Source organism: Streptomyces malachitofuscus (assembly GCF_055571035.1).
Genome location: NZ_JBVIGA010000015.1, coordinates 110,102 through 122,017, shown reverse-complemented (window position 1 = coordinate 122,017; position 11,916 = coordinate 110,102). Strand labels below are relative to the sequence as shown.

General features: G+C 73.4%; 10 protein-coding genes. 9 read left to right on the top strand and 1 reads right to left on the bottom strand.

Annotated elements, in window-relative coordinates:
- The 9 genes from ACZ44S_RS22455 to ACZ44S_RS22415 all read left to right on the top strand — a co-directional run bounded on the left by ACZ44S_RS22455 (position 1) and on the right by ACZ44S_RS22415 (position 10,960).
- Entirely contained in the window at positions 1 to 2,040 is a 2,040-nt protein-coding gene (locus ACZ44S_RS22455; protein WP_466931707.1) for a bifunctional aldolase/short-chain dehydrogenase, read from the top strand.
- Positions 2,037 to 3,488, top strand: a complete 1,452-nt coding sequence (locus ACZ44S_RS22450) for a rhamnulokinase (RefSeq protein WP_466931705.1) — start codon at positions 2,037 to 2,039, stop codon at positions 3,486 to 3,488. Before ACZ44S_RS22455 ends, ACZ44S_RS22450 begins: the two co-directional genes overlap by 4 nt.
- Before the next feature lie 74 nt (positions 3,489 to 3,562).
- Positions 3,563 to 4,318 carry a (Fe-S)-binding protein gene (locus ACZ44S_RS22445; protein ID WP_466931703.1) on the top strand — a complete coding sequence of 252 codons (756 nt, stop codon included), beginning with the start codon at positions 3,563 to 3,565 and terminating at the stop codon, positions 4,316 to 4,318.
- On the top strand, positions 4,315 to 5,793 hold the full coding sequence (locus tag ACZ44S_RS22440) for a LutB/LldF family L-lactate oxidation iron-sulfur protein (RefSeq protein WP_466931701.1): 1,479 nt from the start codon (positions 4,315 to 4,317) through the stop codon (positions 5,791 to 5,793). The genes ACZ44S_RS22445 and ACZ44S_RS22440 overlap by 4 nt, the downstream gene beginning before the upstream one ends.
- Positions 5,790 to 6,431, top strand: a complete 642-nt coding sequence (locus ACZ44S_RS22435; protein WP_466931699.1) for a LutC/YkgG family protein — start codon at positions 5,790 to 5,792, stop codon at positions 6,429 to 6,431. The genes ACZ44S_RS22440 and ACZ44S_RS22435 overlap by 4 nt, the downstream gene beginning before the upstream one ends.
- A 122-nt stretch (positions 6,432 to 6,553) precedes the next feature.
- Positions 6,554 to 7,339 carry an ABC transporter ATP-binding protein gene (locus ACZ44S_RS22430; protein ID WP_466931697.1) on the top strand — a complete coding sequence of 262 codons (786 nt, stop codon included), beginning with the start codon at positions 6,554 to 6,556 and terminating at the stop codon, positions 7,337 to 7,339.
- A 3-nt stretch (positions 7,340 to 7,342) separates the two neighbouring features.
- Entirely contained in the window at positions 7,343 to 8,653 is a 1,311-nt protein-coding gene (locus tag ACZ44S_RS22425) for an FtsX-like permease family protein (RefSeq protein WP_466931695.1), read from the top strand.
- A gap of 88 nt (positions 8,654 to 8,741) precedes the next feature.
- The gene (locus ACZ44S_RS22420) at positions 8,742 to 9,599 is read left to right on the top strand and encodes an AAA family ATPase (protein WP_466931693.1); all 858 of its coding nucleotides are present in this window, start codon (positions 8,742 to 8,744) and stop codon (positions 9,597 to 9,599) included.
- On the top strand, positions 9,596 to 10,960 hold the full coding sequence (locus ACZ44S_RS22415) for a vWA domain-containing protein (RefSeq protein WP_466931691.1): 1,365 nt from the start codon (positions 9,596 to 9,598) through the stop codon (positions 10,958 to 10,960). The genes ACZ44S_RS22420 and ACZ44S_RS22415 overlap by 4 nt, the downstream gene beginning before the upstream one ends.
- A 27-nt stretch (positions 10,961 to 10,987) precedes the next feature.
- On the opposite strand, the gene ACZ44S_RS22410 is transcribed toward ACZ44S_RS22415, so the two are convergent.
- Positions 10,988 to 11,827: a patatin-like phospholipase family protein gene (locus ACZ44S_RS22410; RefSeq protein WP_466931689.1), complete on the bottom strand. Its 840-nt coding sequence runs from the start codon at positions 11,825 to 11,827 to the stop codon at positions 10,988 to 10,990.
- Between the last annotated feature and the right edge of the window lie 89 nt (positions 11,828 to 11,916).

The following is an 11,916-nucleotide window of genomic DNA, read 5'->3' as shown; positions in this document are numbered from 1 at the left end:
ATGTCCACCCATCCCGCAGCCGCCGCTCTGCTCTCCCGGTCGCACCGGCTCGGTGCCGACCCCCGTAACACCAACTACGCCGGTGGCAACGCCTCCGCGAAAGGTCTCGCGACCGACCCGGTCACCGGTGGTGATGTCGAGCTGATGTGGGTCAAGGGGTCCGGAGGGGACCTCGGGACGCTGACGGAGGCGGGGCTGGCCGTGCTGCGGCTGGACCGGCTGCGGGCCCTGGCCGACGTGTACCCGGGCGTCGAGCGCGAGGACGAGATGGTCGCGGCGTTCGACTACTGCCTGCACGGCAAGGGGGGCGCCGCACCCTCGATCGACACCGCGATGCACGGGCTCGTCGACGCCGCGCACGTGGACCATCTGCATCCCGACTCCGGGATCGCGCTCGCCTGCGCCGCCGACGGGGAGAAGCTGACCGCCGAGTGCTTCGGCGACACCGTGGTGTGGGTGCCGTGGCGGCGGCCGGGGTTCCAGCTCGGGCTGGACATCGCCGCCGTGAAGGAGGCCCACCCCCAGGCCGTCGGGTGTGTGCTCGGGGGGCACGGGATCACCGCGTGGGGTGACACCTCCGAGGAGTGCGAGCGGAACTCGCTGCACATCATCCGCACCGCTGAGGCGTTCCTCGCCGAGCGGGGCCGGCCGGAGCCCTTCGGGCCCGTGATCGAGGGGTACGAGGCGCTGCCCGGGGCGGAGAGGCGGGAGCGGGCCGCCGCGCTGGCGCCGTACGTGCGGGCCGTGGCCTCGCAGGACCGGGCGCAGGTGGGGCACTTCGACGACTCCGACGCCGTACTGGACTTCCTTGCCCGGGCCGAGCATCCGCGGCTGGCCGCGCTGGGGACCTCCTGCCCGGACCACTTCCTGCGCACCAAGGTGCGGCCGCTCGTCCTGGACCTGCCGGCGTCCGCGCCGCTCGACGAGGCCGTCGCCCGGCTGAAGGAACTGCACGCGGCCTACCGCGAGGAGTACGCCGCCTACTACGCGCGGCACGCGGACGACGACTCCCCCGCCCTGCGTGGAGCCGACCCGGCGATCGTGCTGGTGCCCGGCGTGGGCATGTTCAGCTTCGGCAAGGACAAGCAGACCGCGCGGGTGGCCGGTGAGTTCTACCTCAACGCGATCAACGTGATGCGCGGGGCCGAGGCGGTGTCCACGTACGCGCCGATCGAGGAGTCGGAGAAGTTCCGCATCGAGTACTGGGCGCTGGAGGAGGCCAAGCTCCGGCGGATGCCCGAGCCGAAGCCGCTCGCCGCGCGGGTGGCGCTGGTGACCGGTGCGGGCAGCGGGATCGGGAAGGCGATCGCGCGGCGGCTGGTGGCCGAGGGTGCGTGTGTCGTCGTGGCGGACCTGAACGGTGAGAACGCCGTCGCGGTCGCCGAGGAGCTGGGCGGGTCCGACAAGGCCGTCGCCGTGACCGTCGACGTGACGTCCGAGGAGCAGATCGCCGGTGCCTTCAAGGCGGCCGTGCTCGCCTTCGGCGGGGTCGACCTGGTGGTGAACAACGCCGGGATCTCGGTCTCCAAGCCGCTCCTCGAGACGTCCGCCGAGGACTGGGACCTCCAGCACGACATCATGGCCCGTGGCTCCTTCCTCGTCTCGCGGGAGGCGGCGCGGGTGATGACCGCGCAGGAGCTGGGCGGGGACATCGTCTACATCGCGTCGAAGAACGCCGTGTTCGCCGGCCCCAACAACATCGCCTACTCCGCCACCAAGGCCGACCAGGCCCACCAGGTGCGGCTGCTGGCGGCCGAGCTGGGCGAGCACGGGATCCGGGTCAACGGCGTCAACCCGGACGGTGTGGTACGCGGCTCCGGGATCTTCGCCGGCGGCTGGGGCGCCCGGCGCGCCGCCGTGTACGGGGTGCCGGAGGAGAAGCTGGGCGAGTTCTACGCGCAGCGGACGCTGCTCAAGCGGGAGGTGCTGCCCGAGCACGTGGCGAACGCCGTGTTCGCGCTGACCGGCGGCGACCTCTCCCACACCACCGGACTGCACGTCCCCGTCGACGCCGGCGTCGCCGCCGCGTTCCTGCGATGAGCGGCACCGTGAAGTCGTACGCCGCGGTCGACCTCGGCGCGTCCAGCGGGCGCGTCATGGTCGGCCGCGTGGGCCCCGACAGCCTGGAGCTGACCGAGGCCCACCGCTTCCCCAACCGGCCGGTGCGGGTGCCCGAGGGTTTGCGCTGGGACATCCTCGGGCTGTACGCCGGGGTGCTCGAGGGTCTGCGGGCGGCCGGCCCGGTCGACTCCGTCGGCATCGACAGCTGGGCCGTGGACTACGGGCTGCTGGACGCGGACGGGGCGCTGCTCGGCAACCCCGTGCACTACCGCGACGGCCGCACCGAAGGGATAGCGGAGCAGGTGTGGGCGACGGTGCCCGCCGACGAGCTGTACGCGGCGACCGGACTGCAGTACGCGCCGTTCAACACCCTCTACCAACTCGCCGCCGCTCGTGGCTCGGCGCAACTGGCGCGTGCCGAGCGGCTGTTGCTGATTCCGGACCTGCTGACGTACTGGCTCACCGGTGAGCAGGGAACGGAGCTGACCAACGCCTCCACCACCCAGCTGATCGACCCGCGCACCCGCGACTGGGCGCACGGAGTCGCGGACCGGCTGGGCATCGACCTCGGGCTGTTCGCGCCGCTGCGCCTGCCGGGTGATCCGGCCGGTACGCTGCGGCCCGGGGTGCTGGAGGAGACCGGGCTGACCGGACCGGTCCCGGTGACGGCGGTCGGCTCGCACGACACGGCCTCCGCGGTGGCCGCGGTACCGGCGGCGGACGGTGAGCGGTTCGCGTACATCTGCACCGGCACCTGGTCGCTGGCCGGACTGGAGCTGGACGCCCCGGTGCTCACCGAGGAGAGCCGGGCCGCCAACTTCACCAATGAGCTGGGCCTGGACGGCACGGTCCGCCATCTGCGCAACATCATGGGCCTGTGGCTGCTCCAGGAGTGTGTACGGGCCTGGGGCGAGCCGGATCTGGGTGCGTTGCTGCGGGAGGCGGCCGAGGTGCCGGCGCTGCGGTCGGTGGTGGACGCCGGGGACACGGCGTTTCTCGCGCCGGGGCGGATGCCCGAGCGGATCGCCGAGGCCTGCCGGGCCTCGGAGCAGCCGGTGCCGGTCTCGCCCGCCGAGGTCACGCGCTGCATCCTGGACTCGCTGGCCCTGGCGCACCGCAAGGCCGTCGAGGACGCGCAGCGGCTCGCCGGGCGGCATGTCGATGTCGTGCACATCGTGGGCGGCGGCGCCCGGAACGCGCTGCTGTGCCGGCTGACCGCCGACGCCTGCGGGCTGCCGGTGGTCGCCGGGCCGGCGGAGGCGGCGGCGCTGGGCAATGTGCTGACGCAGTCCCGTGCGCACGGGCCGGGCGGTGACCTCACCGGAATACGGCGGCTGCTCACCCGTACCCAGCCACTGACGCGGTACGCACCGCGCGGCGGCACACAGCGCTGGCTGGCGGCGCAGGACCGGCTCGCCCGGGACTGACCCGGGTCTCCCCCGGCCTCCCGCTCCCGCACTACCCTGCATTCACCCGATGATCCAGTCCATGAGGAGCCGCGATGCGTGTCGCTCTGTTCCTGACCTGCGTCAACGACACGCTCTTTCCGGACACCGGGCGCGCCGTGGTGAGACTCCTGACCCGGCTGGGCGTCGACGTCGACTTCCCGATGGCGCAGACCTGTTGCGGTCAGGCGCACTACAACACCGGATACCGGCACGAGACGGAGCCGCTGGCCCGGCACTTCGCCGAGGTCTTCCGGGACTACGAGGCGATCGTGACGCCGTCCGGGTCGTGCGGGGCGATGGTGCGGGAGCTGTATCCCAGGATGGGTGAGCGGGCCCGGGCCGAGGGGCGCGGGGACACCCTCGCGGCGATGCTGGCGCCGGTCGTGCCGACGACGTACGAGCTCACGGAGTTCCTGGTGGATGTCCTGGGGGTGACGGACGTCGGGGCGTACTACCCGCACAAGGTGACCTACCACCCGACCTGTCACGGGCTGCGCGGACTCGGCCTGGGCGAGCGGCCGCTGCGGTTGCTGCGGGCGGTGAAGGGGCTGGAGCTGGTCGAGTTGCCGGGCGCCGAGGAGTGCTGCGGGTTCGGCGGCACCTTCGCGCTGAAGAACTCCGACGTCTCGGCGGCGATGGGCGCCGACAAGGTGCGCAACGCCGAGTCGACGGGCGCGGGGGTGCTGTGCGCGGCGGACAACTCCTGTCTGATGCACATCGGCGGAACGATGACGAGGCTGCGCACCGGCATGCGGCCGGTGCACATCGCGGAGATCCTGGCGAACACGGAGGAGGAACCGGTCGTATGAGCGGGACGTTCGTCGGGATGCCGGCGTTTCCGGAGGCCGCCCGGGACGCCGTGCGCGACACCACCCTGCGCGGCAACCTGCGGCATGCCACGCACACCATCCGGGCCAAGCGCGCGAAGGCCGTGGCGGAGGTGACCGACTGGGCCGAGCTGCGGGAGGCCGGGAAGCGGATCAAGGACCACACGCTCCGTCATCTCGACCGCTATCTCGAGCAGTTGGAGGAGTCGGTGACGGCCGCGGGCGGCACCGTGCACTGGGCCGCCGACGCCGGCGAGGCCAACCGGATCGTCGCCCGGCTGGTCAAGGAGACCGGTGAGTCGGAGGTCGTCAAGGTCAAGTCGATGGCCACCCAGGAGATCGGGCTCAACGAGGCCCTGGAGGCCGAGGGCATCCGCGCCTACGAGACCGACCTGGCCGAGCTGATCGTGCAGTTGGGCGAGGACCGGCCCTCGCACATCCTGGTGCCGGCGATCCACCGCAACCGCGGGGAGATCCGGGAGATCTTCGCCCGCGAGATGGGCGAGTGGGGCCGCCCCGCCCCCGACGGGCTCACGGACACGCCCGCCGAACTGGCGGAGGCCGCACGGCTGCATCTGCGGGAGAAGTTCCTGCGCGCCAAGGTGGGCGTCTCCGGAGCCAACTTCATGGTCGCGGACACCGGCACGCTGGTGGTGGTGGAGTCCGAGGGAAACGGGCGGATGTGCCTGACCCTCCCCGAGACGCTGATCTCGGTCGTCGGCATCGAGAAGATCGTGCCGACCTGGCAGGACCTGGAGGTGTTCCTGCAGACCCTGCCCCGCTCCTCGACCGCCGAGCGGATGAACCCGTACACCAGCACCTGGACCGGCACGACGGAGGAGGACGGGCCGAGCACCTTCCACCTGGTGCTGCTGGACAACGGCCGCACCGACACCCTCGCCGACGAGGTGGGCCGGCAGGCGCTGCGCTGCATCCGCTGCTCGGCGTGCCTCAACGTGTGCCCGGTCTACGAGCGGGCCGGCGGGCACGCGTACGGCTCGGTCTACCCCGGGCCGATCGGCGCGATCCTCAGTCCCCAGCTGCGGGGCACGGGCAGCGCGGTCGACGCGTCCCTGCCGTACGCCTCGTCGCTGTGCGGGGCCTGCTACGAGGTGTGCCCGGTCGCCATCGACATCCCCGAGGTGCTGGTGCATCTGCGGGAGCGGGTGGTGGAGGGCGGCCCGGTGACGCGGGCGGGCAACAAGGTGGTGCTGCAACCCGCGAAGGGGCATGCCGCCGAGCGGGCCGCGATGCGCGCCGCGCGCTGGGCGCTCACCCGTCCCGGAGCCCTGCGGGCGGGCCAGCGCCTCGCCTCGCGCACCCGGCGTCTGCATCCGCGCACCCTGCCGGGCCCGGGCCGGGCGTGGAGCGGCACCCGGGACCTGCCGCCGGTGCCGGCGGAGCCGTTCCGGGACTGGTGGAAGCGTACGCAGAGCGGAAAGGGCGGTGCCGCGTGAGCAGCAGGGAACGGATCCTGGGCCGGGTGCGGCGGGCCCTCGCCGACGTGCCGAGGGACGACACGCCGTACGAGCGGGCGGTGACCCGGGACTATCTGCGCGTGCACGGCGAGCGTACGCCCGAGGAGACGGTCGACCTGCTCGCCGAGAATCTGGCCGACTACCGCGCGGTCGTGCACCGCACCGACGCGGCGGGGCTGGCCGGTGTCGTCGCCGGGCTGCTCGCCTCGCGCGGCGCGTCGTCGGTGCTCGTGCCTGCCGGCCTCGACGCGGCGTGGCTCGCGTCGGCGGACGTGACCCGGGTGGCCGACCGGGCGGAGAGCACCCCGCACGAGCTGGACCGGGTGGACAGTGTGGTGACCGCCTGCGCGGTGGCCGTGGCCGAGACGGGCACGATCGTGCTGGACGGCTCCCCCGACCAGGGCCGACGGCGCATCACCCTGGTCCCCGACCACCACATCTGTGTGGTCCGGGTCCCGGACCAGGTCGTCTCCTCCGTCCCGCAGGCCCTCGGACGCCTCGATCCGGCCCGCCCGCTCACCTGGATCTCCGGTCCTTCGGCGACCAGCGACATCGAGCTCGACCGGGTGGAGGGCGTCCACGGGCCGCGCGCGCTGGACGTCGTGCTGGTCGGGTGAGCCCCCGCGCGGGGTGTCGTTGAGTGCACCCGGCGATACGGGTTCTGCGCCCCGTGTGGTGCGGCCTTCTCCTCCGTAGCGTCTTCGGTGGGCACAGGGCGTGCCGGACGGAGGAGATGACGATGTTTCGCAACGGGGCACGACCCGACCGCGCCACGGAGCCCGCCGCCGAGGCGCTGCGGCTGGTGAAGGTCACCAAGTCCTACGGCACCGCGGACAGTGCCGTGACCGCCCTCGACGGGGTGACGCTCGGTCTGGCGCGGGGCACGTTCACCGCCGTGATGGGGCCGTCCGGCTCGGGCAAGTCGACGCTGCTGCAGTGCGCGGCGGGCCTGGACCGGCCGGACAGCGGCATCGTGCGGGTCGACGGGACGGAGCTGACGGGGGGCGGCGAGGCGGAGCTGACGAAGTTCCGGCGCGGACGGATCGGGTTCGTCTTCCAGCAGTACAACCTGCTGGAGACGCTGACCGTGGCGCAGAACACCGTGCTGCCGCTGAAGCTGGCCGGCAGGCGGGTGGACCGGCGTCGGGTCCGGGAGATCCTCACCGCCGTCGGTCTGGGCGACCGGCTCGGGCACCGGCCCGACGAGCTGTCCGGCGGTCAGCGGCAGCGGGTGGCGATCGCCCGGGCGCTGGTCACCGAACCACGGGTGATCTTCGCGGACGAGCCGACCGGTGCGCTGGACACGCGCAGCGCGCGGGAGGTGCTGACGCTGCTCCAGCAGGCGGTGCGGGTGCACGGACGGACCGTGGTGATGGTGACGCACGACCCGGTCGCGGCCTCCTGGGCGGACAGTGTGCTGTTCCTCGCGGACGGCAGGCTTGCCGGGCGGATGGACACCCCGACGGCCGACGCGGTCGCGGAGCGGCTGGCGCATCTGGGCGACGACGCGCCGGTGGGGGTGTGAGCGATGCTCGTACTGGCTCTGCGGTCGGTCCGGCAGCGGCCCGGACGGTTCCTCGCGACGCTGCTGTCGGCGTTTCTGGGCGCGGCGATCGTCATGGCGTTCCATTCGATGTACGACACCGCCGGCGCGCCGGGCGTCGACGCGGTCAGCTCGGAGACGCTGCGGACGGCGGCCGGGGTGGTCGGCGGGTACGGCACGCTGCTGGTGTTCTTCGCCGTCGCCTCCGCGCTGACGGTCAACGTGCGGCAGCGGGCGGCCGAACTGGAGCTGCTGCGCTGCTCGGGGGCGACGCCCGGGCAGCTGCGGCGGATGGTGGTGGGCGAGGCCGTGGCCGTGGCCGTGGCGGGTACGGCAGCGGCGGTCCTGCCGGCGGTGCTGGGCGGGCGGCTGCTGGTGGAGCTGTTCCAGGACACGGGGCAGGTTGCCGGGTCCGTGGACCACTCCTTCGGGGCGGTGGCGCTGTCGTCCGGTGCCGGCGTCACCCTGGTCGCTTCGGCGGGCGCGGCGCTGCTCGCGATGCGGCGGGTCACGCGGGGGCGGCGACGCACCGTGCGGCGGCGGCCGGTGTTCGCCTGGGCGGCGCTGGCGGCCGGTGCGGTGGCGGCGGCGTCCACGTTCGCCTTGTCCGCGTCGGACGAGATGCTGATGGCGTTCCCGGCGCAGGGGGCGATCCTGCTGTCGGTGGGGTTCGCGCTGATGGCGCCGCGGCTGCTGACGGGCGTGCTCGGCCGGCTGGCGTTCGGCGGGGCGAGCGGCTGGCTCGCGGTGCGGAACCTGCGGCGGCGGGCCGGTGAACTGTCCGGGATTCTGATGGCGCTGATCCTGTTCACGGCGGTGTCCACGGCCACGCTCACCATGCAGGCGGTGGAGAGCGACGCGGTGGCGGCCTCGGGCCGGGTGAAGTCCGTCGACGCCAAGAACCTGGAGACCCTCAACCACACGGTGGTCGGCATCATCGTGGTCTTCGTCTGCGTGATGCTGGTCAATTCGCTGTACGCAGCGACCACCTACCGGGGCCGGGAGTTCGGGCAGCAGCGCCTCGCCGGGGCGACGCCCGGGCAGGTGCTGGGCGTGGTGGGCGTCGAGGGGCTGGTCCTCACGGTCGTCGGGCTGCTGTTCGGCACGCTGGCGGCGCTGGCCGGGATCGTGCCGTTCACCGTGGTCCGCAGTGACGCGGTGCTGCCGGGGCAACTGGCGGGCATGTGGGTGGCCGTCGCCGCGGTCGGCGCGGCGGCGACCCTGGGCACGAGCCTGTTCACGGCCCGGCGCGTGCTGCGCACGCCGGCGGTGCGGGCGGTGGCCGCGACCGCGTGACAGAACGATGAGCAAGCGCTTGGATAGTGTCCGGACACTGCGAAGGTGTCCGGACACCGTCGTTCCCCGTGCTCAGCCGGAGGCCCTGTTGTTCACTTCCGTCGACGACGTCTCCGCGCGCCTCGCCGAGACCGGCTATCTCGCGTCGCCCGCGGTCGCCACGACCGTCTTCCTCGCCGACCGGCTCGGCAAGCCACTGCTGGTGGAGGGCCCTGCCGGGGTCGGCAAGACCGAGCTCGCCAAGGCCGTCGCGAAGGTCGCCGGGGCCCGGCTGGTCCGGCTCCAGTGCTACGAGGGAGTCGACGAGTCGCGAGCCCTGTACGAGTGGAACCACGCCAAGCAGCTGCTGCGGATCAGCGCCGGCCGCGACGAGAGCTGGGACGAGGCGCGCACGGACATCTTCAGCGAGGAGTTCCTGCTGCCCCGCCCCCTGCTGACGGCCATCCGCGGCGACGACCCCAAGGTGCTGCTGATCGACGAGACCGACAAGGCGGACGTGGAGGTCGAGGGTCTGCTCCTCGAGGTCCTCAGCGACTTCCAGGTGACCGTTCCCGAGCTGGGCACCGTCACCGCGACCCGCCGTCCGTTCGTGGTGCTCACCTCGAACGCGACCCGGGAGCTGTCCGAGGCGCTGCGCCGCCGCTGCCTGTTCCTGCACATCGGTTTTCCCGACGCGGAGCTGGAGCGGCGGATCGTCCGGCTGAAGGTGCCGGGGATCGACACCGCGCTGGCCGAGTCCGTCGTCCGGGTCGTGGGGGCCCTGCGTGCGATGGATCTGCGCAAGGTGCCGTCGGTGGCCGAGACCATCGACTGGGCCCGCACCCTGCTGGCGCTGGGCGCCGGCACCCTGGACGAGACGGTCGTGCGCGACAGTCTCGGCGTGATCCTCAAGCACCGGGACGACATCCAGAAGGCGGCGGCCAAGCTCGACCTGGACGCCGTGTGAACGCCGTGGCGGACCAGGACCTCGCCGCCCGGCTGGCCGGGCTCGTGGACGCGCTCCGCTCCCACGGCGTGCGCATCGGCACGGGCGAGACCGTGGACGCCGCCCGGGCGGTGGAGGCGCTCGGACTCGCCGACCGGGACCTGCTCCGCGAGGGCCTGGCGGCCACCGTGCTGCACGGCACCGCACAACGCCCGGTGTTCGACGCGGTCTTCGACCTGTACTTCCCCCGCCGGGTCGGCGCCCCTCAGGGCGGGTCCGGGGACCGGGACGACCTGCGGGAGCGGCTGGCGGCCGCGCTCGCCGACGACGACACCGCACGGCTGGGACGGCTGGCGGTGGAGGCGGTCGACGGCTTCGGCGGATACGGCAGTTCACCGGGCTCGGACGGCTGGTCGTCGTACCAGGCCCTGGACCGGATCCGTCCGCAGACGCTGCTGGCGCGGGTGCGGGACGAGGTGCGCGGGAGGGACGGCGGCGGAGGTTTCGCCGACCGGTTCCTGGAGGACGAGATCCGGCGGCGCATCGAGGAGTTCCGCCGGATGGTGGCCGTGGAGGCACGGCGCCGCGTGGCGGAACGGCGGGGCCGTGACGAGGTCGCCCGGCGTGCGGTGGCGCCGACGGCCGACCGGGTCGACTTCCTGTTCGCCGGGAAGGACCGGCTGGCGGAACTGCGGCGGACGGTGCAGCCGTTGGCCCGGAAGCTGGCGACCAGGCTGGCCGCCCGCCGCCGCAGGGCAGCGCGGGGCACGATCGATCTGCGCCGCACCCTGCGCGGCTCACTGTCGACCGGCGGGGTGCCGATGCGGCCCGTGCTGCGCCGGCGCCGGCCCGCACGGCCCGAACTGGTGCTGCTGTGCGACGTGTCGGGCTCGGTGTCCGGGTTCTCCGACTTCACGATGCTGCTGGTGCAGGCGCTGCACGACCAGTTCAGCAAGGTGCGGGTGTTCGCCTTCGTCAACCGGATCGACGAGGTGACGGGGCTGCTCGAGCACGGCGCGGCCGACGCGGAGGGCCTGGGCGCCCGCATCCGCTCCGAGGCGACTCTCACCGGCTGGCACGGCAGCAGCGACTACGGCATGGCGCTGGGCGAGTTCACCGAGCGGTACGCCGACGCCGTGGGCTCCCGGACCACGGTGTTCGTTCTCGGCGACGCCCGCACCAACATGGGCGATCCGAACCTGGCGGCCGTGCGGGAGCTGGTCCGGCGCGCCCGGCGCGTGCACTGGCTGAACCCCGAGCCGCGTTCCCTCTGGGGCACGGGCGACTCCGCGGCACCCGAGTACGCGCAGCTGCTGGAGATGCACGAGTGCCGCACCGTAGGGCAGTTGAACGCGCTGGTGGGACGGCTGCTGCCGGTGTGACCCGGCCGCCGGCCCGGGTGCCGCCGTTCAGCCGTGCCAGACGGCCCGGACCTGATCGGCGTATTCGGCCCCCTGCCGCAGTCCCGCCCGGGCCGCGCCCGGAACGCGGGAGGCGTCCAGGGCGTTGCGGCCGAAGGCCCGTCGGGCCTGGCGGTCGGGCGTCAGCAAGGTGGCGCGGGCACCGCCCGCCCGCAGTGCGGCCACCTGGCCGACGGCGCTGGGGCTCGCTCCCGGCCCCTTGGGAATCGGTGCCAGGACGACGACCCTCCGGCAGTCGTCCACCAGGTCCGCGTTGGTCGTGGACCGCACGCCTCCGTCCATCCAGCGCCCCTCCCCCACCGGGATCGGCGGGAACACCGGCGGCAGCGCGCAGGTGGCCGCCACGGCCCGCAGCAGTTCGACGCCGCTGTCGGCGCCGAACCCCTCGGTCCGCCCGGTGTACGCGTCGGTGGCGAAGAACCGCAGCGTCCGCTCCGGCCATTCCCGCACCGGCAGTTGGGGTTCCAGCGCCTCGAACACATCGGTTGCCGACTTTCCGCGCACCGACAGCGCGAGTCTGCCCAGCCGCTGGACCACCGCCTCCGGGTCCCGTGAACCGAGGGCCGCCCAGAGGTACTTGACCGTCATGCGGAGGGTGAAGCGCACGTCCGGCATGACCCGCTTGCCGCCGACCTGCTCCTCGTACAGGTCGGCCGGCGCCGCCCCCGTCGCCAGCTCCAGCGCGAGCAGTGCACCCGCCGAGGTGCCGGCCAGCACCTCGGCGTCGCCGACGTCCACGCCTGCCTTCGCCAGCCCCGCCAGTACGCCGGCCTCCCAGGCGTACGCGGTCAGCCCGCCGCCGCCCAGCACCAGTGCCGTATCGGACACACCGACCCCTCCTCCCCAGCGGGGACCTGTCCCCGCTTCTACGGGCCGACGCTACCACGCAAACGGGGAGCACTCCCCGATTACTCGTG

Coding starts and splice junctions, on each gene's coding strand:
- ACZ44S_RS22455 (WP_466931707.1), top strand. CDS start 1: ATGTCCACCCATCCCGCAGCCGCCGCTCTGCTCTCCCGGTCGCACCGG.
- ACZ44S_RS22450 (WP_466931705.1), top strand. CDS start 2,037: ATGAGCGGCACCGTGAAGTCGTACGCCGCGGTCGACCTCGGCGCGTCC.
- ACZ44S_RS22445 (WP_466931703.1), top strand. CDS start 3,563: ATGCGTGTCGCTCTGTTCCTGACCTGCGTCAACGACACGCTCTTTCCG.
- ACZ44S_RS22440 (WP_466931701.1), top strand. CDS start 4,315: ATGAGCGGGACGTTCGTCGGGATGCCGGCGTTTCCGGAGGCCGCCCGG.
- ACZ44S_RS22430 (WP_466931697.1), top strand. CDS start 6,554: ATGTTTCGCAACGGGGCACGACCCGACCGCGCCACGGAGCCCGCCGCC.
- ACZ44S_RS22425 (WP_466931695.1), top strand. CDS start 7,343: ATGCTCGTACTGGCTCTGCGGTCGGTCCGGCAGCGGCCCGGACGGTTC.